Genomic DNA, 26,387 nt, shown 5'->3' on the forward strand with positions numbered 1-26,387 from the left:
AGCAAAATAAAACTTTTATTTCCAACCTTCCGTTATTTGGAAACTACACTAATTCCTTCTCGTATGATGCGCTTTGCGTTGGTGAATTTCAAGGTTTCGTTTCATTTTTTCTTTTTTGCCCTGCTCGTCACTCACCTTTCGGCAGTGGCTCAACCTAAAGTCAACTTGTCGCAACTGAAAGCGAAGTTTCCTAACGATGAAATGGCGTACCTCAATCGCTCCGAAAAAGTAGCCATCGAGGTTGTGAATGGGGAACTTCAAATCGACGTGTTTCACCAAGAAGACCGCGTGTTTTTGGACAAACGAGCCAGTGTTTTTGCCGACGAACGCATTTACTTTTCCGAAGCTTTTCAGGAAATCAAAGACCTTGATGCGGTCTCATACATTCCCGAAAAATCGGGCTATAATCGTACGCCCGTCACCGACATCAAAACCGAACGCCCCAGCCCAGGGGGAGGAATCTTTTTTGATGATATGCAGGTCAAAAAATTCACCTTTCCAGGCGCCAAAGAAGGAGGCATTGGCACCGTTTCCTATACCGAAAGAGTCAAAAGCCCTTATATGCTTTCGGGCTTTGTTTTTGGAAATTATGTACCTGTTATCAACAGCGAGTTTTCGGTTTCATTTCCCGCTTCAGTAAAAGTTTCCTACAAAACCTACGGCGATACGAAGGGGATTGTTTTTGCCAAAACAGCCCAAAATGGCAAAACGGTTTATACGTGGAAAGCACAAAATTTAAAAGCGTCGCCTCTGGAAACGGAATCGCTTTCGTTGCGCCATTACGTACCACAGGTGTTTTTGTTTATCGAAAGTTATACGGCCAACGGACAAACGAAAGAGGTATTGGGCGACGTTCAGAAGCTCTTTAATTATTACAAAAGTTTGGTCAAAGACCTTAACAAACAGCCCAGTTCGCAGCTCAAAGCCCTTACGGATTCATTGACGCGTGGCAAAAGCGAAGTGGAGAAAATTCGGTCGGTTTATTATTGGGTGCAAGACCACGTCAAATACATTGCCTTTGAAGAAGGGCTTGGCGGGTTTATTCCTCGTCAGGCCAACGATGTTTGTCAAAAACGCTACGGTGATTGCAAAGACATGGCCAGTCTTACTTCGTCGATGCTCAATTTAGCGGGTATTCCGTCGCATTTGGTGTGGATTGGAACGCGTGACATTCCGTACAAATACGCCGAAAATCCTTCCATGAGCGTGGATAACCACATGATTGCGGCGGTAAAGTTGCAAGGAAAATGGCAATTTTTGGATGCCACCGACGACCGCATCGACTTCGGACTTCCGACCTCGCACATCCAAGGCAAGGAAGCCTTGATAATGACTTCGGAAGACAAGTATGAAATCGTTCCTGTGCCTGTTGTTCCTGCCAATCAAAATACCAAAGTGGACTCAATGATACTGTCGATTGACGGAAAAACATTGAAAGGAAACGGCACCTTGACTTTTGAAGGACTATGGAAAACATCGCTCAAATCGGCCGTGCAGTACCGTTCGGAGCCACAACGCGACGAATACTACAAAAACGTACTCAGTCGAGGCTCTAACAAATGCGCCTTGTTAAAAAATGTAGTCACGGGACTTCAAGATCGTGACGTGCCTGTTCGTCTTCAGTACGCATTTTCGGTGCCTGATTACGTTCAGGAAGCCGCAGGAGAACTTTTTATCAATCCTCATTTGACGCGTCCTTGGGCCGACAAACGCCAAGAAGAAAGTCGCAAAAACGACTGGAAACACGAGTTTACGCACATTGAAGACATGGTCACGGTTTTACCTATTCCAAAAGGATATACCGTAACCAACCTTCCTACCAATGCGTCGTTTTCGCACCCTGACTTTGGGTTTAAGCTGAGTTATGAACAAAAAAATGACCAAATCGTGGTTCGCAGTCAATGGACGTTGAACTCGCTTTTGGTCAAAAAATCAAGTTTCCCTGAATGGAATAAAATGGTTGCTGCCCTCAACGAAGCTTACAGCGAAGTGATTTCGTTGAAGAAGGGCTAGCGTCTTTATTTCTTTTTAGCATTTCCTCCCCCTAAAAGGCGGTTGGCCAAATCAGGACGTTTGAGCTTATTGAGACGGTTACGAATCAAATCTCTGTACTCAGGCTTGTACCAGAAAAAGAAGCGATTTTGGTTCTGCTTTTCTTCGCGGGTTTTGGCCGTAAAAACAGGTTTCAACGTATAAGGATGCACTCCCGTGTAATAAATTACTTCCGCAACGGTCATGGGAGTTGGGGTAAAATCTTGCACTTGTTCCAAACGGAAACCCAGTTCTTTTGTTTCAGCCGCCAAATTAGCCATATCCGCCTCTTCACACCCTGGGTGCGACGAAATAAAATACGGAATCAGGGGTTGTTTGAGGTTATGTTTGTCCGAAATCTGATCGTACTTTTTTTTGAAAAGCTTGAAATACTTAAACGATGGTTTACGCATCACCCTGAGCGTATCGTCGGAGGTATGTTCAGGCGCTACTTTTAATCGACCCGATACGTGGCGCGTAATCAACTGCTCCATGTATTCGTCGTGGTTGCCGTCCTTGTTGTTTTTGTTGAAATCGTCCACTAACAAATCGTACCTAATCCCCGAGCCAACAAACGCTTTTTTGATATTTGGATGCTCATCCACCTTACGGTAAAGTTCCGTAATGGGCTTGTGTGATGTATCTAAATTAGAACAAATGACAGGGTGAATACAGCTTGGACTTGTACAGCGCGCGCAAATCGACTCGTCTTTACCCTTCATTCGGTACATATTCGCCGAAGGGCCGCCCAAATCCGACAGGTATCCCTTAAATTCGGGATGCTTCGTCACTTCGTCCACTTCCTTCAAAATCGACTTTTCACTCCGCGATGCGATGAACTTCCCTTGGTGCGCCGAAATTGTACAAAAACTACAACCTCCAAAACACCCACGGTGCATGTTTATCGAAAACTTAATCATGTCGTAGGCAGGTATCGGCCCACGGTTCTTGTATTTTGGGTGCGGCAAGCGCGTGTATGGCAAATCAAAAGAAGCGTCAATTTCGGTTTCAGTCATTACCTTAAAGGGTGGATTTATTACCAAAACGTCTTCATTAACCAACTGTGTAATGCGATTGGCTTGCCACTTATTGGATTCTACTTCTACAATTTTGAAGTTAGCCGCGTACTTGATTTTATCCTGCAAACATACCTCATGGCTCGCCAGCTCGACCGTTTCCCATTCGTTCCACTTAGGCAGTTCGTCGGATGCTTTTTGCAAATAAGCCACTTGGTGAATGTCGCGTAATCCTGAAAAATCGTATCCGTCTTTCAAACGACGCAAAATCTCCCGCAAGGGCTGTTCTCCCATCCCATAGACCAACAAATCGGCTTGTGAATCGGCCAAAATCGTTGGCATCAGGCGGTCTTGCCAATAATCATAATGCGTTACCCGACGAAGCGACGCTTCAATTCCTCCGATAAGTACAGGAACATCGGGATAGAGTTGTTTTAATATTTTGGAATAAACGGTTGTGGCATAATCGGGACGAAACCCCGCTTCTCCCCCAGGCGTGTATGAGTCGTTTGACCGAAGACGCTTATTAGCCGTATAGTGATTCACCATCGAATCCATACAACCCGCCGTAACGCCAAAAAAGTACTTAGGGCGTCCGAATTTCTTAAAATCGCGCAAATCATCTTTCCAGTTGGGCTGCGCCACAATCGCCACCCGAAAGCCTTCACTTTCGATGATTCGGCCAATCACTGCCGTTCCAAAAGCAGGATGGTCAACGTACGCATCTCCCGATACAATGACGACATCCACTTCGTCCCAGCCCCGTTTTTCAACCTCTTTCTTGGTAATGGGCAACCAATCGGTTATCGGTCTTTCTAACATAACACCTTACTATTTTTCTTGCGAATGGGAATTTAGCAACTTCATGCGGTTATAAGTAACCGCTATTTTTCGGTTGTGAGCAACCGAAAGCACTTGCCGTGGACGTGATTACTCATAACCACGACTTCGGCTATTAAAAATTAGCCGCTATTTTTCGGTTGTGAGCAACCGAAAGCACTTGCCGTGGGCGTGATTACTCATAACCACGACTTCGGCTATTAAAAATTAGCCGCTATTTTTCGGTTGTGAGCAACCGAAAGCACTTGCCGTGGGCGTGGTTACTCATAACCACGGCTTCGGTTGCTCACAACCGAAGCTAATTTACTCAACCAAGTATGAAACAAAATAGTTTGAGAAATACCCCAAAACAAAACAGTCCACAATTTACAATATAATAAGCTATTGTAAACTGTGAACTGCCAATTGTTACTTTTTTATCTATCGTGCTACTTCGATATTCACTGGCTTTCCTTTGATGGTATTGCCACTCATGGCTTCTACCACACGACGAGCATCGCGCTCAGGAACGTCAACAAACGAATACGCATCAAAAATGTCAATCGAACCAATCACGCGGCCTGGGATACCTGCTTCACCCGCAATGGCACCTACGATGTCGCGAGGTTGAACACGGTCTTTACGACCTACGCTCACAAACAAGCGAATCATACCTGGGTCATTGCGTTTCTGACGGTCACCACCACCACGGCTATCACGGTCACCACCACGACCACCACGGTCGCCAAAACGGCCACTACCTTCACCACGTTTTTCGAAACGTCCGCCACGGTCATCACGTGCGCCATTTCTGTCTTTAAACTTACGGTCTTCGTCCCATGCCAAGTCAGTATCAGCAAATTCGCTTTTCTGAACACCCATGTTGATTTTCACCAAAGCGGCTACAATTGTTTCAGTGCTCAGGCCAGTCGTATGGTGCAACATCGTGAGCATATCGCTGTAGATATCCAAATCACCTTCGGTCGCCGCTTTTTCTACTTGCTCAATAAAACGAGCTTTACGAACGCCCACAATGTCCTCAAACGTAGGGATTACTCCTTTTTCGATGCGAACTTTTGTGTAACTTTCGATTTGGCGGAGGCGGAATTTTTCGTCTTTTGCAACCAATGTCAACGCCTTACCTGTACGACCCGCGCGGCCCGTACGGCCAATACGGTGTACGTAATATTCTTCGTCGAGGGGAAGGTCAAAGTTAATTACCGCATCCACGCCCGACACGTCGATTCCGCGAGCTGCCACGTCGGTAGCCACCAAGATAGTAGTTGTACCTGCTCTAAACTTCGCCATTACGTTGTTACGTTGGGCTTGGCGCAAATCGCCGTGAAGTCCTTCAGCTTGGTAGCCGCGTATCATCAAATCTTCCGTAATTTCATCTACTTTACGTTTTGTATTACAGAAGATAATCACTTGTTTCAAGTCGTAAGAATCAATCAAACGGCAAGTTACTTCCGCCTTTGCACGTTGTTTTACTTCAAAACAAACCTGTTCGATGTTCTCATTGGTTACTTCTTTACGAGTTACTTTAACGAGAACAGGATCATTTTGGAATTTCTGCGTAATGGCCATGATAGGCTTTGACATCGTCGCAGAGAACAAAACCGTTTGGCGTTCACCTGGCATTTCTTCCAAAATGCTTTCGATATCTTCACGGAAGCCCATGTCAAGCATTTCGTCCGCTTCGTCAAGCACCATGTAACTTACTTTCTCTAATTTCAAGGCGCGACGCTCCATCATATCCATCGTACGACCTGGCGTACCTACGACGATATGTACGCCACCACGCAACGCTTTAATTTGGCGCTCAATCGAGTCACCTCCGTAAATCGTTTCAATTTTTACGCCTTTCTTGTATTTCGCCAAGCGACGCAATTCGTCGGTTACCTGAACCGCCAATTCACGCGTTGGGCACAAAATAAGTACCTGAGTGTGTTTTTCAGTAACGTCAACAAGTTCTAGCGCTGGCAAACCGAAGGCCGCAGTTTTACCTGTACCTGTCTGGGCTTGTCCGATAACGTCTAATCCTTGTAAAAGATGGGGAATTGCTTGTGCTTGAATAGGAGATGGTTTTTCAAAACCCATTTCGTTGGTTGCTTGTAACAGTTCATCTGATAAGCCCAACGTTTGAAAACTTAATGTTTCTTCTTGCATTGTATTGTTTATATTGAATATTGTGTTGGGAGCATAGAGTACAACAGCACATACAGGCGCGACAGCGTCTCCACACCCACAAACTGAATACTCAATACTCGCTTAAAAAAGCACTGCAGCCCGAAGAGTCTCTGTAGGTTAAAACAGATGGCCTGCGTGTATTTTCTGAGGACGAAAAGAAGGGGTAAACCCTAACACAAAAAATCGCAGAGACGAACGAGCGTGTTCGTGCAGTAAAACTTTTGCAAAAGTAAGACTATTTATCGAATAAACGACAAATGAGAGATAAAATTTTGTATTTTTCGTAGCAATATAAAATTTTGCGGGCTTCGCTACTGGATTTCAGTTACCGCTCCATTTTCGCATTTAACCACCCGAGCAGGGTATTTTTTTAGGAAGTCATAATTGTGGGTAGCCATCAAAATAGCCGTTCCTGCGGTATTGATGGTTTGGAAGACTTGCATGATTTGCTCTCCTACCTCTGGATCGAGGTTTCCTGTAGGCTCATCGGCAAGTAAAATTTGGGGCTCATTGAGCATGGCCCTGGCAATCACTACACGTTGTTGTTCTCCACCCGAAAGTTGATGTGGCATTTTTTTGGGAGACGTACCCAGCCCGACTTGCATTAACACGTCCGAAATCCGAGTTTTAATGGCCGACTTATCCGTCCAACCCGTCGCACGAAGAACAAACTCTAGGTTTTCTTCCACGTTACGATCAAAAAACAATTGAAAATCTTGAAACACAATGCCCAGTTTTCTTCTCAAAAACGGCACTTCTGCTTGTTTCATTTTTTGCAATTCATATCCTACCACTTTTCCTTTTCCCGATTCAAGCCACAAGTCCCCGTACAAAGTTTTCAAAAGTGAACTTTTTCCACTTCCTGTACGGCCAATAAGAAACACAAAGTCACCTTTGTTGATTTCGAAATTGACATCCGACAATACCAACTTGTTGCCGTTTTGGTATATATCTACTCCTTCAAGCTTAATGATGGGTTCCGAAGAAAATGCGGTCATTTGTTTGCAGCGATTAGCAGTTAGTTAACCAGCAGTCAGCGATTGACAATCTTTTACTGACTGCAAATCGCTAACTGCTGAGCCTGATTACTGGTTTGCTTTTTTGTAATCAGCCAAGAATTTCTCCAATCCAATATCTGTAAGTGGGTGCTTCAACAACGATGTAATAACGCTAAGTGGGCAAGTTACGACATCGGCGCCAAGTTCTGCACATTTCAACAAGTGAACTGGGTGGCGTACCGAAGCAGCCAATACTTCTGTTGTGAATCCGTAATTTTGGTAAATACCCACAATCTGCTCAATCAGCTCCATACCGTCCATTGAAATATCGTCCAAACGACCAATGAAAGGAGAAACGTAAGTGGCGCCCGCTTTGGCTGCCAACAACGCCTGACCAGCTGAAAAAACGAGGGTGCAGTTGGTACGAATGCCACGGTCAGAAAGCGCTTTGATTGCCTTTATCCCGTCTTTAATCATTGGCACTTTTACCACGATTTTGTCATCTATTTCGATAAGCTCGCTCGCTTCTTTAAGCATCCCCTCCAAATCGGTCGAAATCACTTCCGCACTCACATCTCCGTCCACAATGTCACAAATCGCTTTGTAATGCGCAATTACATTCGCTTTTCCCGTAATTCCTTCTTTGGCCATAAGCGATGGATTAGTGGTTACACCATCCAAAACGCCCAAATCATACGCTTCTTGAATTTCTTTCAAATTAGCCGTATCAATGAAAAATTTCATAATGAGAGATTTAAGTTATGTCGTGCAAAGTTAGGCAAAGCAGGCCGTATCTAAAATTTTTACCATGAAAATAGACTTGCCCACTTTTAAAAGTACAACTTACTCCACTATTACCCAAAAAGGCTATTCCTTTTTAATTTTCAAAATTTGCATTATAGAAATTTATTATTGTAATTTGCTTTCTGGTTAGGTTACTTGCGGACAAGAAATACTTGGAACAATCCAAAATCCCTTGTAGTGAGTCCTTCCAAGTGACTGGACCAAACAGGTAATCATTCACAAAACAATTTTAAACCTATGATGAACAGTTTCCCTTCTGTAGGGCGAGTTTTACTCGCTCGTCAGTTTGCTGTCCTTGGTAAAATCGCCATGACAGTTTTGTTCACAGTGGTCTTCTTGGGAGTCCAAGCTCAGGAAAGACAAGTCACTGGTAAAGTAAAAGATGGAACAGGCACAGGAATGCCAGGTGTAACAGTTGCAGTAAAAGGAACTCAACGCGGTACGAGTACAGATGTTGATGGAAATTACAAAGTTGCCGTTCCTACAAACGCGACACTCGTATTTAGCTACGTAGGTTACTCAAACCAAGAAATTGCGGTTGGTACCCGCTCAGTTGTCGATGTAACTCTTCTCGAAGACAACAAAGTCCTGAATGAAGTAGTGGTAGTAGGTTATGGTACAGTCAAGAAAAAAGATGCGACTGGTGCTGTAAACGCTATTGGTGCAAAAGACTTCCAAAAAGGGATTGTAGTATCACCCGAACAATTGATGCAAGGACGCGTAGCTGGGGTGCAAATCACTCAGTCAAGCGGTGAGCCAGGTGGTGGCATCAACGTTCGTATCCGTGGTACGTCTTCCGTATTTGGTGGTAACAACCCATTGTTTGTTATCGACGGAGTACCTTTGGCAGGTGACAATACCTCATCTGGTGGAGATGCTTCGGGGGTTGGTCGTCAGCCAGCTAAAAACCCATTGAACTTCTTGAACCCAGAAGACATTGCAAGCATCGACATCTTGAAAGATGCTTCGGCAACGGCAATCTACGGTTCACGTGGTGCTAACGGGGTAGTTTTGATTACAACGAAAAAAGGAAAAGGTAAAGGTACGCTTGAGTACGGTTACTCACTTGGAGCAAGTAGTCTTACAAAGCGTTATGATTTGCTAAATGCCGATGAATACCGTGCAGCGGGTGGTCAAGATCAAAAAGGTAATACTGACTGGCAAAAAGAATTGTTCAGAACTGGTTACACTAACCAACACAACTTTGCCTTCGGAGCTGGCGATAACAACGGAAGCTACCGCTTTACGTTGGGTTATTTGAACCAACAGGGGATTATCAAAGAGTCAGAAATCAAGCGTTACAGCTTAGGCTTCAATGGTTCTAAGAAATTCCTTAATGACCGTTTGACGATTGCGAGTAACATCAACATTTCAAACAACCAAGACGCTAACGTACCTATCTCAGAGAACATTGGTTTTGAAGGAGACCTTTTAGGTAACATCTTGAAAGCTAACCCAACTCGCCCTGTTTACAACAGCGACGGTACGTTCAACCAACCAGGTAACACTGAACCTAACCCGTTGGCAATGATTGTATTGTCTCAAGACAACACAAACACGCTTCGCGCTTTGGGTAACATCAATGCTGAATTACAAATTGTGAAGAACTTGAAATTCAAAACAGTAATTGGTTTTGACAAGTCATTCTCTTCAAGAAAATCAGCTTATTCTCGTGACCTCGTGTTGACAGGTGTTGACAAACTCGGCCGTGCTTACGTTGCGGATATCGAAACTGACAACAAATTGTGGGAAAACTACTTCACATACGACAAAGAGTTTAACAAAATCACATTCAATGCGTTGTTAGGTTATTCGTATCAGATGTTCAGCCGCTACTCAAAAAATATTGCAGCTGCTAACTTCCGTACCAGCGACTTAGATTTGATGATCAACAACATCGCATCAGCAAATGCTGGTAAATTTGGTAGCAACGTTATCAACAACTCTGGTTCAGAAACTGACGAATTGCAATCATATTTCGGACGTGTAAACGTAGGTATCAATGACAAATATTTGTTAACAGCTACTTTGCGTTCAGACGGTTCTACGAAATTCGGGGGCAACAACAAATATGGTTTCTTCCCATCTTTCGCTGCTAAGTGGAAAATCATGAACGAAAGCTTCGCTCCTAAGAATATCTTCGATGACTTATCGGTTCGTTTGGGCTATGGTTTGACAGGTAACCAATCAATTCCTCACAACGTCTATGACCGTCGTGACCGTTACAGTGGCTGGGGAATCAACCAGGGTGGTGATAACATCGAAGGTGGTGGTTTGAACGCCGTAGCATTTAACAACCCTAACTTGAAATGGGAAACAACGTCATCTATCAACTTAGGTTTGGATTTTGCTATCTTGAAAAACCGTCTTTCTGGAACGATTGATTTCTATCAGAAAAACACCAAAGACCTCTTGTTCTACGTTATTTCAGCACAACCTGCTCCTACGCCATTTACGTGGAAAAACTTGGATACTGACATCCAAAACCGTGGGTTAGAAATTTCATTGACAGGTTCGGTGGTTGACCAAACTAACTTTAGTTGGGAAGTATTGTTAAACGCTGGTTTCAACAAAAACATGGTTAAAAACCTTAATGGGGTATTTGACACGGGTGAAATCAACGGTCAAGGTTTGACAGGTGCGTTTGCACAACGTATCGCAGCTGGTCAGCCTTTGTTTGCTTATTTCTTGCGTGACTTCGGCGGATATGATGAAAACGGGAACTCGCTTTATCCGAATGGTGACTACCAACAATTCTTGAATGGTAAAAGCCCACTTCCAACTGCTACTGGTGGTTTGACAAACAACTTGCGTTACAAAAACTGGGATTTGAGCTTGTTCTTCAACGGCGTATTTGGTAACTACCTTTACTCAAATACTGAAAATGCGTTCTTTACAAAAGGATCATTTGCAAACGGACGTAACGTGACTAAGAATGTGGTAACAAGCAAAGAAGGTCCATTGAACGCTCCAGACGTTTCAACTCGTTTCTTGCAAAAAGGTGATTTTGTTCGTTTACAAAACTTGAACTTGAGCTACCGTGTACCAGTAAGTGGTAAAACTATTTCAAACTTGCGCGTATTCTTGACAGGTCAAAACTTGATGACCTTCACTAAGTACACTGGTCAAGATCCAGAAGTAAGCACCAACAAGTCTATCAACGGTATTCCATCGTTTGGTATCGACTACACTGCTTACCCAAGAGCTAGAACTTGGACCATTGGTGCTAACATTTCGTTCTAAGAACTAACAAAAAACTAAACAAAATGAAGACTAATAAATACATAGTAAGAACTTTGATAGTTGGGCTAGGCTTAACTACCATCACTTCTTGTACTGATTTAGTAAATAACGAAAAAGATTCTATCGTCAGACAGTCTGAAGGTGGTACTCCTGTAGCAGGAGACCCTGTTGGTCTATTGGAATCTGCTTACAAAGACCTAGGGTTTTATACTGACCAAGCCAATGCTTACGCTTTGGGTATGCACACTTCAGCCGAAATGATTCCTCCTACACGTGGGGTTGACTGGGGTGATAACGGGGTTTGGCGTACGCTTGACCAACATACTTGGGATGCGACCCACCAACAAGTTCGTGATACTTGGAATAGCTTGAACTCTCGCGTGTTTAAAACCACCGAAATCTTGGCTTCTACGACCGCAACAGCGGCTCAGAAAGCAGAAGCTAAGTTCTTGCGTGCCTGGAATATGTATCACGTGATGGACTTCTATGGTCAAGTTCCTTTCAGAGAGTTTACACAAGGGGTTGACGATCTTCCTCGCGTAATGACTCGCTCAGAAGCATTCGACTTTATCGTAAAAGATTTGGAAGAAGCACTTCCCGTATTGGTAAAAGCAGGCCCATCAGCATCAAACGGTGTGGCTAACAAAGCAGCTGCCAACTTCTTACTTGCTAAGTTGTATTTGAATAAGGCAGTTTACAAAGCTTCGACTCCAGCAGGTCCATATACATTTGATAAAGCAGATATGGACAAAGTATCAACGTATGTTAATGCTATCACTGCCGACGGATACAAGCTTGATACTGATTACTTTAATGCCTTTACAAAAAATGGCAACTCAGAAACCATTTTCGTGAGCTTGGAAGGTACACCTCAGAACCGTTGGTTTATGACGTTGCACTACAGTCAAAACCCATCTGGATGGAACGGTTTTACGACCTTGGCTGACTTCTACGATAAGTTCGAGAAAGATGATCCACGTATCGGTAAGGCCGCAAAAGGCGATGGTACTGAGTTCTCTGGTATCGGTTACGGTTTCTTGATTGGCAAACAAGTGGATGATAAAGGTAAAGACCTTATTGACTCACGTACGCAAAAAGTACTTTCGTTCACTCGTGACGTACCTTTGGCAGGTGCAGCTACCGATAAAGGTATCCGCGCTATCAAGTACCACCCTGCAACAGCTGGTAAGTACATCTTGATGCGTTATGCTGAAGCACTAATGATGAAAGCAGAAGCTCAACTCCGTGGTGGTGACGCTGCTGGTGCGTTGGTAACTGTAAACTCTATCAGAACTGCCCGCAAAGCAAAAGCACTTGCCTCAATCAACACAGACGGTATGTTCGACGAAATCGGTCGCGAATTGTACTGGGAAGGTGGCAAACGTACGGTAGAAGTTCGCTACGGTAAGTTTACTACAGGTGCTGGTGCTGACAACAAAGAAGCCTACACTGTATTGTTCCCAATCCCTGCTATCGCGCTTGTTTCTAACCCTAACTTGAAGCAAAATCAAGGGTATTAATCCGCTTTAGTAGTTATAAATTCAAAGAAAAATGCTCGAATCACATCGGGCATTTTTCTTTTAGTGACTTTCCCCACCTATGATAGCAGCACGTACATTATCTTTTTATTTTATTCTTTTTTTGTTCGGAAGCTCCGTGTCGAGCTGTACCAGTTCTTCAACTTCAAAAAACCCTTCCGACATACTCGCTACCTTGAAAGAAGGCGAAGCTAAAGTATGGCTCACCATTGATAATCAGCCATTTTATAGCGACAGCAGTGTTTTTAAAGGAGAGATAACGGCTTTTGACCACGCGTTCCGCATCAATATCACCGATCAATTTCAGGGAAACACCGTGATTGCTATCGGCGGCGACCAATGGTTTGCCACCAAACCCATCACCAAAGCCGTTGATACCAACAACCAGACCCAAGCCAGCGCCATGATTGGACGCATGACCGACCCCGTCAATCGTCGCGGTTTAGGATACATTATGACATCGGGCGAAATAACGCTCGATGCACTATCCGAAGAAAAAGCTATTTTACGACTCAAAGGCCAAGTGGGAGAATACACCACCATGGGAAACCCTGCGACGTGGAAACCCGTAGAAGGACTCATTGTCTATAAAAAGCCCCTTTTAAAAGTCCAAGGGCTCACGCCTCAGCAACTTTACTTTTAATCCATTTTGCACTTATTTCATTCATGCGTCATTCTCGTCTATATATCTGCCTTAGTTTATTCGCCATTGGTTTCACAAGCTGCCAACGTGAAGATGCTACCGAAGGGCTTTTTGAATCGGTAACCAATTCGGGTATTGATTTTGAAAATAAGGTAACCAACAATGAAAACTTCAATATCTTCAATTACCGCAACTTCTACAACGGCGGTGGTGTAGGAATTGGCGACGTCAACAATGACGGGCTGCCCGATGTGTATATGACGTCGAACATGGGTGAAAATAAACTGTACCTCAACAAAGGCAATTTTAAATTTGAGGACATTACCCAAAAAGCAGGCGTTGCCGACGCAGGCAAGTGGAGCACAGGGGTGGTGATGGTGGACATTAACTACGATGGTTTGTTGGATATTTATGTCTGTAATGCGGGCATCGACAAACGCATCAAAAACCAGGGTAATTCTCTTTATATCAACAATGGCGACATGACCTTCACCGAAAAAGCCAAAGAATATGGCCTCGATGAAGATGGCTATACTACCCACGCAGCCTTTTTTGACTATGACCTCGACGGCGATTTAGATTGTTATATTTTGAACAATAGCTTTATTCCTGTCAATACCCTCAACTACGACAACAACCGCGACTTACGCGCCAAAGATTGGCCCGTCAAAGATTATCTGAAAGGTGGAGGGGATAAATTACTTAGAAACGACAACAACAAGTTTGTCGATGTCAGTGAGCAAGCAGGAATTTATGGAAGTTTGATTGGGTTTGGATTGGGCGTGACCGTCGGCGACCTTAACAATGATAACTACCCCGATATTTATATTTCAAATGACTTTTTTGAAAAAGATTATCTCTACATCAATCAACGCAACGGGACCTTTAAAGAAGAAATAGAAAAACGAATCGGGCATACCAGCTTGGCATCCATGGGGGCTGATTTTGCCGATATTAACAACGATGGCTACTCGGATATTTTTACGACCGACATGCTTCCCATCGACGAAACCCGCCTTAAAAGCACCACTTCGTTTGAAAGCCACTACATCTTCAAACTCAAGCAACAAAAAGGGTTTTACAATCAGTTTATGCAAAATGCCTTGCAACTCAACAACCAAGATGGTACTTACAGCGAGATTGCGTGTTTGAGCGGCGTTGAAGCCAGCGACTGGAGTTGGGGTGCACTGATGTTTGATGCCGATAACGACATGAAAACCGATATTTATGTGTCCAACGGTATTTATAACGACGTCATCGACCAAGATTTTATTGACTTCTTTGCCGACGAAGTAGCCCAAACAATGGTGCTCTCGGGAGAGAAAAAGAGCTTTGATGCCATCATCAATCAAATGCCTTCACGCCCTATTGTCAACAATTTTTTCCATAACAAAGGCAACCTCAAATTTGAAGAAGCCAGCAAAAGTTTTGGGTTTGGAACACCATCCTTTTCCAACGGAGCGGCGTATGCCGATTTGGACAATGACGGGGATTTGGACTTGGTTGTCAACAACGTCAACCAAAAAGCGTTTGTGTATCGCAACAAAACCAACGAAAACAAAGAAGTTCACTACGTTAAGTTTAAGCTAAAAGGCGAAGGTAAAAACCGCGACGCCATCGGAACGCAATTAAAAGTCTATGTAAAAGACCAAATTTTAAGCAAAAACATCATGCCTGCGCGGGGCTTCCAGTCAAGTACCGAATATCCCGTAACTCTTGGGTTAGGTTCGATGACCAAAGTTGATTCCGTGACCATTACTTGGTACGATGGTCGCATCAGCAAACTTAACAACCTTCCCGCTGACCGAACCCACGAACTGAGCATTGGTAGTGGCAAAAAGCTCCCCACTCCTACCCCTGTTGAGCGCTTGTCGCTCTATTTGGCAAAAACTGAGGCTCCCTTCGATGCCCATAAGGAAAACGATTACGAAGATTTTTACCAAGAAAAAAACATTCCCGTCAAGCTCTCTAAGGAAGGCCCAAGGGCAGCCGTGGGAGACGTAAATAACGATGGCACCGACGACATTTACATTTGTGGAGCGGCCAACCAAGCAGGGCAATTGTACCTTCAAGTCAACGGTTCATTCAAAAAATCGGAACAACAGGTTTTTGAAGACTTTAAGTATTTTGAAGATACCGAAGCTGTATTTTTTGACGCCGACAAAGACGGTGACTTAGACTTATATATCGGGGCAGGAGGAAACGAACTCGACCCTAACCAACGAGGCTTAAACGACCGCTTGTATGCCAACGACGGCAAAGGCAATTTCTCCCTCGCCGCCAATGCCTTGCCGCCAAACGGCATGAATACCAGCGTTGTAATTCCGATGGATTACGACAAAGACGGTGACTTAGACTTGTTTGTCGGTAGCCGAAGTTTGCCCAAAACCTACGGACTTTCTCCCATCAGTTACGTTTTTGAAAACCTTGGCAACCTCAAATTTAAAGACAGTACCCCCAAAAGCTTTCAAACCTTGGGGCTGATTCGAGACGCCGTTTGGGATGACCTCAACGGGGATGGTAACAAAGAACTGACGGTGGTCGGTGATTGGATGAACCCCATGACTTTTGCGTACCAAAACGGGGCTTTTACCCAAATCAACACAGGTTTAGAAGCGTACCAAGGCTTTTGGGGAAGAATCGAAGCGGTGGACATCGATAATGACAAAGATTTGGATTTGGTGCTGGGCAACATCGGCGATAACTTCATGTTGCGCGCTTCCGAAAACAGCCCCATCAAAATTTGGGTAAGCGATTTTGACAACAATGGATTAACCGATAAAATCTTAACCAAAACCGTTGAGGACGAAGATAGTCCCGTGCTACTGAAACGAGAAATGATGGAGCAGTTTCCGATTTTGAAAAAAGAAAGTTTGAAACACTCGGCTTACGCAACCAAAAGGCTGAAGGATTTATTTACGTCCGATGTGCTTTCAAAAGCAACAGTCAAACAAGTAAACTACATGCACTCTGCCGTAGCCATCAACGACGGCAAAGGCAATTTTAGCCTATCAACACTCCCAGTGGAAGCCCAGATTTCGTGCATCAACGCGACCTACTGCGTCGATGTCAACAACGATGGATTGAAAGATATTTTGCTCGGTGGCAACAACTACAACTTCATCCCTCAGTTTTCGCGTTTGGATGCTTTCAAGGGAAAAATCCTTATCAACAAAGGGAAAGGCGTTTTTGCCGCAGTATCCGACCACCTTTCGGGCTTTACTCCGCAAGGCGAAATGACCCAACTCAAACCCGTCAAGGTCAATGGCACGCCATACGTGATTGGTTTATTGAACAATTCCATACCACAATTATTTAAAATCGAACAGCCCAAACCCACGCTATGAGAAACAATGTGCGGACAGGAATGTGGAAATTTATTGGGGCAACAATCGCGCTTATCGGGTGCTTTTCGTGGCCTATTTTAGCACAAAACGCAGGTAACTTACTTCGTTTTTCGGTTCTAAATACCGAACTTCGCTTAGTCGGTTCATCGGCCGAAGTGCGCGTGCAGGTCTTCTCGAACAACGTTTTTAAGGTAACGCAGTTTCCTTCCAACAGCGCTTTTCAAGATACATCCTACGCCGTCGTTGGTCAGCCGCTTTCGCTGCGCCAATTTCAGCTGGTAGAAACCCCAGCAACGCTGACGATTGTTACCCCTTCAAGCCAATTAGAAATCACCAAGTCCCCGATTTCGATTGCGCTAAAATCAAACGGCAAAACCAAAATCAAACAAGACGTTTTTGGCTATAAAAACCAAAACGTTTCGATTTCCTTCGTTATTGACCCCAACGAAATTTTTCACGGGACAGGCGGAAGGGTGTCTAAAGTAAACCTAACGGGCAAGGTTTCGGAATTTACCAACACCTTTCGTCCGTGGTACTTTGATGATATTTATGGCCAAACCTTCGGCTTGGCTCAAAGCATCACCATTCCATTTTTTGTGGCGTCGGGGCAATACGGTCTCTTGCTCGACAGTCCGCTCCCTGGCGACATGCGGACTTATTTAGGCGCATTGGACTCTACCCGAATAGATGCCCAAATAAGCAGCCTAGGACTCTGGTCGTATTACCTTATCAACGGCGCCAACAACGACGAAATTTTGTACGAATACACTGCCCTCACGGGACGGCAGCCGTTGGTGCCGCGTTGGGCATTGGGCTATCTCCAATCCAAAAGCAGCTACAGTACCGAGCGCGAGTTAAACGATGTAATTACCAACTTACAGAGTCAGAGTTTCCCCTTGGATGCTGTCATCATCAATACCCCGTGGCAAGGCAATACCAACAACCTTGGAAACATGAATTGGGGACAAACAGGCTTTCCGTCACCTGCCAACATGATGAAAAACTGGTTGGCAAAAGGTGTAAAAACAGTGGTAATGAACTCACCCTACGTCAACAAAGCCTCTGCCAATTACCGTAGTTTGGATTCGCTTCGTCTTCTCACAAAAACACTTTCAGGAAGCACAGGTCTCCTCACCCAAGGCGGTGATACGACCAGTTTGCTGGACATTTTTCAAACCAATACCCAACAGTGGCTCGCCAGCAAACTAACCCCTCGAACAAACGACGGTATCGGCGGCTGGGCGAGTGTCGGGCTGGAGCCACCGCAACATCCCACGTTTTTTGTCCATAACAATACTAATCCCTCGACACAAGTCCATAATCTTTACTCACTGCTCTGGGCCAAAACCATTTATGACAACCACCGCGCGGCTTTTCCCGCCAGTCGCTTGTTCCATCTCACAAGCTCAGCTTGGACGGGCGCACAGCGGTACGGCGTTTTGCCTTGGACTGGCAACGTAGCTCGGTATTGGCTGGGGCTTACCCTCCAAATTCCGATGATGATTCACGCGGGCTACTCAGGTTTAGCCTATATGCACTCCGACATTGGGGGCTACGTGACTCCTTCCGACAAAGCGCCTAAAGACGAAGAAATGGACATGCGTTGGACGCAATTTGGGACTTTTTCGCCCATTATGCGCGTCAATGGTGAGCGAAACGTTACCGAACCCTACATCCTGACGCAGCCTTTTTACAACAATACCCGTGCCGCGATAAAGCTTCGTTATCAGCTACTTCCGTACATTTATAGCCTTGCCTATCAAACCACCACAACGGGGCGGCCTTTCTGCCTCTCGATGGACTACTTTGAACCATCCAATCGCCTAGCAAACATCGACGACCAGTTCTTTTTTGGAAAAAACCTACTCATAGCTCCCGTTATGATTCACGGAATGCTCGTGCGGAAAGTGCAACTACCCAATGGAAAATGGTTTGATTTTTGGTCTAAAAAATCTTATCAAGGTGGAGGTACTATTTTTGAAAATGTAGTCCTCGAAAATATCCCCGTGTATGTACCTGCGGGTGGTTTTGTCCCGATGGCGGTCAGTGCCAAGTCTTCGACCGATGCCTACGTTTCGGATAGTTTGGTTATCAAGTTTTTTCAAGATGTATCGGTACCTAACTCCGATTTTACCATTTTCCACGACAAGGGCACGGAGGCAAACGTGCTTACAAACCAGAATTACGAGCTCCTCAAGCTGACAGGCAAATCCAAGACGGATACCATCGGTGTAACGCTCACCCGCACTCACACCTCCGCCCAAGGGCTCGGGAGTCGTTATATTTTGTTGGAAATAAAAAATGTAACGAACATTCCCAAAGCGGTGCTGCTCGATGGGCAAACGATTCCCGTTCGTTTTGTAACAGATTCACCTCTAAAAGCCAAAACGGCCTACTATGATTTGGCCAATTTCCAATTGAGTATTCCCTTTGATTGGGATTGTAACAAGACCGCCTCGGCCCAAATCATTCGTACCGATTTGGGGATTCTCACCAGCGTTGTGACGCCAGCACAGGATGCCCTCGTTGTTTATCCCAACCCAGCACGGGACTTAGGCGCAGTAAACTTGCAAATCATCGCCCCTACAACCGACGATTATACCATTGAAGTGATTGATATACTAGGAACCCTGATTTACAAACACACCCTCGGCAACTTGACCCAATACCAACAAACCCACCATAGCCTCCCCTCCGCACCTCAAAAGGGCATTTTTACCGTCCTGCTTAGAAATACAAAAGGGGAAGCGACCACAAAAAAAATGATGATTCTATGATACGCCAACGGTTATTGATAGCGATGGGAGTTTTGTGTAGCTTGGTCTATCTCATCGGCTGCGTGGATGATTTCAATGCAGATATTTACACTTCTAAAGAATACTTGCTGGTAGATGGGACACTGACCGACTTGAACGAGCCACAGTACGTCTCCATTTTCAGTACGCCCAAAGATGCTTCGTTCAAAAGCTCCGATTTTACGTCCAAAATCTATCCAGCGCGGCAGTCTTATTTCCCTGAGCAGCAAGCCCTCGTCAAGCTGATTATCAACCAGAAAGACGAAATCCAGCTAGAAGAACGGCTCGCGGGTTACTACTATTGTCCCACTGGTTTTCGGGCCAAAGCAGGAAATACGTACCAATTGCGGTTTCAGTTGGCCAACGGAAAAGTGTATGAAACCGATGTCGAGACGATGTATTCTGTTCCAGCCATCAAAAACGTATCGGAGGATTTTAACCTTACAGGGATTCCCAATGCAGCAGGGTCGAGTGAAAAGATTTCGAGCAACGACATTTATGTTGATTTTGATGACGCCCCCAACGAAAAGAATTTTTACCGTTGGCGGTGGGTCAATTGGGAAATTCAGCGCATTTGTGCCACTTGCACCCAAGGGCGCTATTACTTATTTGAAACCGAACAGGGAGAAACAGGCGATTGCTACCGCGACCTGACCTTAAAAGTCAACGACCGTTTTGATTATTACTGCGGAACGCGCTGTTGGGACATTTTTTACAGTTCGGACATCAACATTTTGTCGGATGTTTATACCAATGGCAAACCCCAGAAAAACAGGTTAGCCGCCCAAATCCCCCTTCGGCAGTCGAACCCTTGTTTGGTAAGTCTCCAGCAAATGTCCTTGTCACCAAACACGTATCGTTACCTAAAATTACTCCAAGACCAATCCGTCAATACAGGAACTTTGGCCGATACGCCTCCTGCGCCTTTGCGAGGAAATATCCGAAACGTAAAAGACGCCAATGAATTGGTATTGGGCTATTTTTCTGCCTCTTCGGTGAGCGAAGTACGCGTGATGCTCGACCGCCGAAATACCACGGGAGGGCTTCCAAATGGACTTTATAGCTTTATCAACAACCGCCCCGTTACGCTCGAAGAACTCTCAAACGAGCGTCCTGATGTTCCGTTGGCCATTTGTCAACCAAGTTTTACCCGCACACCTGTTACCCCCCTTGGCTGGCGATGAAAAAAACACTTTACTTAGTATTGGGATGGTTTTTGAGCGCCTCTGCCGCTTTGGGTCAAATATACACCATCAGTGGAACGGTTTTGGACTCCATTAGCAAGCAACCGCTCGCGGGTGCCACCGTCATCCTCGACCACAACCGCAGCAAAGGAGCGACCAAAACCGACGAAAAAGGCGAGTTTACCCTGACCGTTGACCGTCAAAGTCACGTCGTAGCGATACGTTATGTGGGGTACGTGCCTTATTCCAAGTATTTTCCGCCAATGACCCGCAGCCTGAAAATAACTGTGCTGTTGGATAAAACCGAAAATCAACTGGAGGAAGTTGTAATTACGACCAAAGGGTTTGACCAAACCATTCGGCAACCGATTTTGGGGGTGAATCAAATCAACATCAAGACCTTCCAAAAACTTCCCTCGGCCTTTGGGGAAGTGGATTTATTGCGCGGAATTCAGATGCTTCCAGGCGTTACGAGCGTGGGAGAAGCCTCCAACGGGGTCAATATTCGAGGCGGAACCACCGACCAAAATTTGATCCTCTTAGACGATACGCCCATTTTTAACCCTACGCACATGTTTGGGTTGTTTTCGGTGTTTCCACCCGATGCCGTTTCTACCTTGGATTTGTACAAGGGCAACGTGCCAGGTCGCTACGGCGGGCGCGCGGCTTCTGTGCTTGACATCAAACTCCGCAATCCTACCTTAGACAGCCTCAAAATCAAGGGAGGTGTCAGCATTGTGTCCAACCGACTCATGGTCAATGTCCCCGTTGTCAAAGACAAACTTGGGTTTTATGTGGCGGCGCGGGGCGCGTTCAATGATTTTTTGTTGCCAATTGCTTCCGACAAACTCAAAGACATCAAAGCAAAGTTCGGCGAAGGCGTTTGGAAAGGATTTTGGAAAATTAACCCTAAAAACACCCTGACGGGCACGTTTTACAAAAGCTACGACCTTTTTAGCACCAATCTCCTCCCAGGGCTTCCCAACGTGATTGGTGAATTTACCCGTTACCAGCATACTTCTACCAATGCTATGGCACGCTGGTTGACGGTGATTTCGCCCAAAATGGACATTCAAACCACGGCCGTTTACGCCCATTATACCCCACAAATTTCCACCCAAGAAAAAGACACCGACAACTTCGTCGATTTGAATTCGGCCCTGACGCAGAAACAACTCAAGTCTAACCTAAACTATGTATTGACCAACTACAAGCTAGAAACGGGGCTTAGTTTTACGCGTTACGATATTCAACCTGGCGAGCTAGTCCCCAATAACAGCGCCAGTGTGAGTAACATCGTCACGCCTTCCGAACGCGCTAACGAATGGGCGTGGCACGCCGATAATGAATACAGTTTCAGCAAACAACTGGCGCTTTCGATAGGGATTCGTTATTCGTATTTTCAAACATTGGGGCCTGCCCTTTACCGAAATTACGAAGCAGGCCAACCCCGCGACGACTTCTCCGTGATAGACTCCGTACAAGCGGGTCACAACAAAGTGTTTAGTCACTACGGCGGTTTTGAGCCTAGGGTCGGGATTCGGTATGCCCTAAACGAACGGACATCGTTTAAGTTTGGGTACAACCTCATGCGTCAATATTTGCAGATTGTTTCCAATACCACCACGCCGATTCCTACGTCGCGTTGGAAAACGAGCGACTTACACATCAAACCCCAAATCAGCAATTTACTTTCGGCAGGCTACTACCATTCGTTCGATAACGACATCTATGAGATTTCGGTGGAAGGCTACTATCGATTCACCCGAAACATGGTGGACTACAAACCTGGTGCCGATTTTTTGCTCCAACCCTACCCCGAAACGCAGATTGTCCAAGGTTTGAGCAAGGCTTACGGGCTCGAAGTCATGTTGACCAAGAAAAAAGGGCGGCTCAACGGCTGGGTCAATTATACCTATTCGCGCACCTTTAACCGCACCTACACCGACCTCCCTTCGATTGAACAAGTCAACAACGGGCATTGGTACCGCGCCAATTATGACCGACCACACAGCGTCAATACCTCGTTCGACATTAGCATTGACAAACACAATTCGTTTAGTTTTACGTTTATTTATAGCACAGGGCGACCTTACACACAGCCCGTGGGTTTTGTCAATTACCTCAACAATTTCTTTCCGTTTTATGAAGCACGTAACAACAAACGCGTACCTGATTATCACCGTTTGGACTTTGCTTGGAACATTTACAACCCCAGCATGAAAGACCGTCGCTTCCGAGGAAAATGGGCCTTTACGGTCTATAATTTGTACGCCCGTCGGAATGTGTATTCGGTCTTTTTCAAAACCGAAAAGAACATTAGCCAAGCAAAACGTTTGCAGATTTTTGGCGCGCCTATTGTTAGTTTAGCCTATAATTTTGAATTTTGATGATGTCTAATTCAACCCTTTTATATCGTTTTTCTGCCCTTTGTTTCGTTACCTACGCGGCCTATGTTTTTGTGGGCTGTCAATCATCGAGCGAGCCCAAACCGCCTGCCCAATTCCGATTACTAGACGCTTCCGAAACAGGCATTGAGTTTGCCAATACCCTCAAAGCGGATAGCAAGCTCAATATTTTCAACTACATGTACTTCTACAACGGAAGCGGCGTAGGAGCGGGCGATTTCAACAACGACGGGCTCGTTGATTTGTGCTTTACGGGAAACCTGTCGGACAACAAACTGTACCTCAATCGGGGCAAGATGAAGTTTGAAGACGTCACCGCTCAAACCAACATCAACCAAAACAAGGCATGGGCCAACGGCGTGTCGGTAGTGGACATCAACCAAGACGGAAAGCTGGACATTTACATCAGCCAAGTAGGCGGAATCCCGAGTTTGGACGGGCGAAATTTGTTGTTTGTTTGCAAAGAAATTACGGCAAAAGGAGTCCCAGTTTACGAAGAAAAAGCCAAAGAATATGGCCTCGATTTGAAAGGGCTGGGCACGCAAGCTGCCTTTTTTGACTACGATTTAGACGGTGATTTGGACTTTTTTCAGCTTAATCATTCCGTCCACCAAAACGGTACATTTGGCTTTCGTTCGGCTTTTCAAGGAACACCGCACCCCACGGCAGGCGATAAATTTTTCCGCAACGACAATGGCAAATTTGTGGAAGTTACGCAGCAAGCGCACATCATCGACGACGTGCTGGGTTACGGCTTGGGCGTAGGCATTGGCGATGTCAACCTCGACGGTTATCCTGACATGTACATCGGGAACGATTTTCACGAAAACGACTACCTCTACCTCAATCAGCGCAATGGCTCGTTTGCCGAAGATTCTGAGCGGCAGATTATGCACACGAGTCAGTTTTCGATGGGTATCGACATCGGCGATTTGAACAACGACCTCCTTCCCGAGATTATCTCGCTCGACATGCTTCCCAACGACAAAGAAATTTTGAAGCGTTCGGAAGGGGAAGATTCGTACAACATTTTTAAGTACAAAATCCGCCAAGGCTACAGCTATCAATTTGCCCGAAATAACCTCCAACTCAACCGAAATGGCCTTTTTTCAGAAATGGGAATGTACGCGGGCGTACACGCCACCGACTGGTCGTGGTCGCCGCTGATGATGGATTTTGACAACGACGGGAAGAAAGACATTTTCATTTCAAACGGTATTCCCAAACGGATGAACGACATCGACTACATTCAGTTTGTGTCGGACGAAGCGATTCAGCAAAAAATGAACAAGGGCGAATTTAACGAAGATGACCCCGACGTGGTGGATATTTTGCCCGAAATCAAACTTCCCAATAAGTTTTACCACAATACCCAAAATCTTCAATTTGCTGATTGGCAAAACACCATTGAAAACGATAAGCCTTCGTTCTCTAACGGTGCGATTTATGCCGACTTGGACAACGACGGCGACCTCGACGTGATTGCCAACAACATCAACGACAAGGCATTTATCTACGAAAATCTTTCGACAACCAACGAGTCGATTACCCTTCAGATCGAAGGAAAAACGGGCAACCGCAACGCGATTGGGGCTAAGTGTTTAGTATTCCGAAAAGGGGAAGTGATTAGCTACGAGAAGTTTCCCGTGCGTGGTTTTCAGTCGAGCGCTGAGATTCCGTTGGTGGTAGGCGTGGGCAAAATAGACGAAGTGGATTCGCTGCTTTTTGTTTGGCCTAACCAAACCTACCAAGTATTGCGTAAAGGCGAGTTGAAAAAACAGCTTACACTCGTCCAAAGCGAAAACCTGCCCCGTTTTGATTACCAACGTTTACAAAAACTACTGACGCCCAAAGTTCCTTTTGAAGACAAAACGACGGCATTAACCCTTGACTTTGTCCACCAAGAAAACAATTTTAACGAACTTGACCGCGAAGCACTCATTCCGCATTTGGCCTCATCGGCAGGGCCTGCGGTAGCGATAGCCGATATTAACCACGACGGGCTTGAAGACATTTTCTTGGGCAATGCCCGCGATGCCCTCAGCAAAGTGTATCTCCAAAATGCCAACGGTAAATTTCAGAATTTGCCCCAACCTACCCTCGAAAAAGACCTGATTTACGAGGATGTGGACGCCCAGTGGGCCGATGTCAACGGCGACAAACACCTTGATTTGGTGGTGGCAAGCGGCGGAAATGAGTTTTTTGGTAAAACGTATCAACTCCAGCCACGGGTGTATTTGAACAATGGCCGTGGCCAACTGACCCGCAAAGAAGATGCCTTCAAAGACCTCTACGTAACGGCTTCGTGCGTGCGTGCGTTCGATTTTACGGGCGACGGAGCGGTGGATTTGTTCATCGGTGGACGCTCCATTCCCAAAGCCTACGGCGACAATCCTACTTCGTATTTGCTCGTGAATGATGGCAAAGGAAACTTTACGGACAAAACAACGCAACTCGCCCCCGAACTGCGCACCATCGGAATGGTGACCAATGTAGAACTGGTGGATTTGAACAAAGACCAACGCCTTGATTTGCTATTGTCCATCGAGTGGAAATCCCTAACGGTTTTTCACCAAAACAACGGGCGGTTTGAAAAAGCAATACCCCTTGGAAGCAACCAGAAAGGCTGGTGGAATTTTACGTTGACGCATGATTTTGACCAAGACGGTGATTTGGATATTTTGGCAGGCAATTTGGGGTTAAATAGCCGCATCAAAGCCGCTGAAAAAGAACCTGTTCGGCTGTACGTAGGTGACATTGACAAAAACGATCGCGTTGACCAGATTTTGACCTACTACCTCAACGGCGAAGAAACGCTCTTTGCCAATAAAATGGAAACCGACAAGCAGTTTCCCTACATCAAAAAAGAATACATCCACGCCCGCGATTTTGCCAAAACGTCGGTAGAAAACCTGTTTGGAAAAGACAAATTGAGCAAAATGGCCGTGTTAGAAGCCAACGAATTTGCCAACGGTGTGTTTGTCAACGACGGTAAAGGGAATTTCCAGTTTCAGCCTTTGCCGTACTTGGCGCAGTTGAGCCCGTACAAAACAGCCACCATTATCGACGCCAACGGCGACAACCTGCCTGATGTGTTTTTAGGAGGAAATTTTTACGACAACAACATCCAAATGGGGCGGTATGACGCCGATTTTGGTACTGTTTTGCTCAACAAAGGCAAAAATCAGTTTGAAATTCAACTTTCCCAAGTGCCAATTTACGGGCAAGTTCGGCACATCAAACCGTTTAAAAATTCGGCAGGAAAATTGTACTGGCTGTTGGCAAAAAACAACGATAAAGCCCAAATTTTATCCCTCACAACCCCAACTTTCCGAAAGTTTTAAAACTTTCGGAAAGTTCTTGCGGCTTTA

Annotated in this window: 13 protein-coding genes; 9 read left to right on the forward strand and 4 right to left on the reverse strand. The window is 45.3% G+C overall.

The window, feature by feature from the left end:
• The first annotated feature begins 36 nt into the window (after window positions 1-36).
• Entirely contained in the window at window positions 37-2,013 is a 1,977-nt protein-coding gene (locus FHS57_RS16895) for a DUF3857 domain-containing protein (RefSeq protein WP_183975677.1), read from the forward strand.
• A 5-nt stretch (window positions 2,014-2,018) separates the two neighbouring features.
• Here FHS57_RS16895 and FHS57_RS16900 read toward each other — a convergent pair whose 3' ends face one another.
• From FHS57_RS16900 to fsa, 4 genes are all read right to left on the reverse strand, one after another.
• Window positions 2,019-3,869 carry a YgiQ family radical SAM protein gene (locus FHS57_RS16900; protein ID WP_183975679.1) on the reverse strand — a complete coding sequence of 617 codons (1,851 nt, stop codon included), beginning with the start codon at window positions 3,867-3,869 and terminating at the stop codon, window positions 2,019-2,021.
• A gap of 438 nt (window positions 3,870-4,307) precedes the next feature.
• Window positions 4,308-6,035: a DEAD/DEAH box helicase gene (locus FHS57_RS16905; protein ID WP_183975681.1), complete on the reverse strand. Its 1,728-nt coding sequence runs from the start codon at window positions 6,033-6,035 to the stop codon at window positions 4,308-4,310.
• A 332-nt stretch (window positions 6,036-6,367) separates the two neighbouring features.
• Window positions 6,368-7,054, reverse strand: a complete 687-nt coding sequence (locus tag FHS57_RS16910; protein ID WP_028524979.1) for a cell division ATP-binding protein FtsE — start codon at window positions 7,052-7,054, stop codon at window positions 6,368-6,370.
• A gap of 87 nt (window positions 7,055-7,141) precedes the next feature.
• Window positions 7,142-7,798 carry a fructose-6-phosphate aldolase gene (gene fsa, locus FHS57_RS16915; protein WP_183975682.1) on the reverse strand — a complete coding sequence of 219 codons (657 nt, stop codon included), beginning with the start codon at window positions 7,796-7,798 and terminating at the stop codon, window positions 7,142-7,144.
• Between the two features lie 297 nt (window positions 7,799-8,095).
• On the opposite strand from fsa, the gene FHS57_RS16920 reads away from it, so the two are divergent.
• The 8 genes from FHS57_RS16920 to FHS57_RS16955 all read left to right on the forward strand — a co-directional run bounded on the left by FHS57_RS16920 (window position 8,096) and on the right by FHS57_RS16955 (window position 26,360).
• Complete coding sequence (locus FHS57_RS16920; RefSeq protein WP_183975692.1) at window positions 8,096-11,101, forward strand: SusC/RagA family TonB-linked outer membrane protein; 3,006 nt, start codon at window positions 8,096-8,098, stop codon at window positions 11,099-11,101.
• A gap of 23 nt (window positions 11,102-11,124) precedes the next feature.
• A complete protein-coding gene (locus tag FHS57_RS16925) occupies window positions 11,125-12,621 on the forward strand; it encodes a RagB/SusD family nutrient uptake outer membrane protein (RefSeq protein WP_183975694.1) in 1,497 nt (498 codons plus the stop codon).
• A 79-nt stretch (window positions 12,622-12,700) separates the two neighbouring features.
• Window positions 12,701-13,282, forward strand: coding sequence for a hypothetical protein (locus FHS57_RS16930; protein ID WP_183975696.1), 582 nt, complete (start codon window positions 12,701-12,703; stop codon window positions 13,280-13,282).
• A gap of 23 nt (window positions 13,283-13,305) precedes the next feature.
• Window positions 13,306-16,629, forward strand: coding sequence for a VCBS repeat-containing protein (locus FHS57_RS16935; protein ID WP_183975698.1), 3,324 nt, complete (start codon window positions 13,306-13,308; stop codon window positions 16,627-16,629).
• A complete protein-coding gene (locus FHS57_RS16940) occupies window positions 16,626-19,406 on the forward strand; it encodes a TIM-barrel domain-containing protein (RefSeq protein WP_183975700.1) in 2,781 nt (926 codons plus the stop codon). Before FHS57_RS16935 ends, FHS57_RS16940 begins: the two co-directional genes overlap by 4 nt.
• Window positions 19,403-20,608 carry a DUF4249 domain-containing protein gene (locus tag FHS57_RS16945; RefSeq protein ID WP_183975702.1) on the forward strand — a complete coding sequence of 402 codons (1,206 nt, stop codon included), beginning with the start codon at window positions 19,403-19,405 and terminating at the stop codon, window positions 20,606-20,608. The genes FHS57_RS16940 and FHS57_RS16945 overlap by 4 nt, the downstream gene beginning before the upstream one ends.
• On the forward strand, window positions 20,605-22,998 hold the full coding sequence (locus FHS57_RS16950; protein ID WP_183975704.1) for a TonB-dependent receptor: 2,394 nt from the start codon (window positions 20,605-20,607) through the stop codon (window positions 22,996-22,998). The genes FHS57_RS16945 and FHS57_RS16950 overlap by 4 nt, the downstream gene beginning before the upstream one ends.
• Window positions 22,998-26,360 (forward strand): VCBS repeat-containing protein, encoded by a 3,363-nt coding sequence (locus tag FHS57_RS16955; protein ID WP_229601366.1) that lies wholly within the window; start codon window positions 22,998-23,000, stop codon window positions 26,358-26,360. The genes FHS57_RS16950 and FHS57_RS16955 overlap by 1 nt, the downstream gene beginning before the upstream one ends.
• The last annotated feature ends 27 nt before the right edge of the window (window positions 26,361-26,387 follow it).

This window comes from Runella defluvii (assembly GCF_014195535.1).
Taxonomy (GTDB): Bacteria; Bacteroidota; Bacteroidia; order Cytophagales; family Spirosomataceae; genus Runella; species Runella defluvii.

Excerpts from the sequence above, each read along its gene's own strand:
- FHS57_RS16900 (WP_183975679.1), bottom strand. The coding sequence starts at position 3,869 with ATGTTAGAAAGACCGATAACCGATTGGTTGCCCATTACCAAGAAAGAG.
- FHS57_RS16905 (WP_183975681.1), bottom strand. The coding sequence starts at position 6,035 with ATGCAAGAAGAAACATTAAGTTTTCAAACGTTGGGCTTATCAGATGAA.
- FHS57_RS16910 (WP_028524979.1), bottom strand. The coding sequence starts at position 7,054 with ATGACCGCATTTTCTTCGGAACCCATCATTAAGCTTGAAGGAGTAGAT.
- fsa (WP_183975682.1), bottom strand. The coding sequence starts at position 7,798 with ATGAAATTTTTCATTGATACGGCTAATTTGAAAGAAATTCAAGAAGCG.
- FHS57_RS16920 (WP_183975692.1), top strand. The coding sequence starts at position 8,096 with ATGATGAACAGTTTCCCTTCTGTAGGGCGAGTTTTACTCGCTCGTCAG.
- FHS57_RS16925 (WP_183975694.1), top strand. The coding sequence starts at position 11,125 with ATGAAGACTAATAAATACATAGTAAGAACTTTGATAGTTGGGCTAGGC.
- FHS57_RS16930 (WP_183975696.1), top strand. The coding sequence starts at position 12,701 with ATGATAGCAGCACGTACATTATCTTTTTATTTTATTCTTTTTTTGTTC.
- FHS57_RS16935 (WP_183975698.1), top strand. The coding sequence starts at position 13,306 with ATGCGTCATTCTCGTCTATATATCTGCCTTAGTTTATTCGCCATTGGT.
- FHS57_RS16940 (WP_183975700.1), top strand. The coding sequence starts at position 16,626 with ATGAGAAACAATGTGCGGACAGGAATGTGGAAATTTATTGGGGCAACA.
- FHS57_RS16945 (WP_183975702.1), top strand. The coding sequence starts at position 19,403 with ATGATACGCCAACGGTTATTGATAGCGATGGGAGTTTTGTGTAGCTTG.
- FHS57_RS16950 (WP_183975704.1), top strand. The coding sequence starts at position 20,605 with ATGAAAAAAACACTTTACTTAGTATTGGGATGGTTTTTGAGCGCCTCT.
- FHS57_RS16955 (WP_229601366.1), top strand. The coding sequence starts at position 22,998 with ATGATGTCTAATTCAACCCTTTTATATCGTTTTTCTGCCCTTTGTTTC.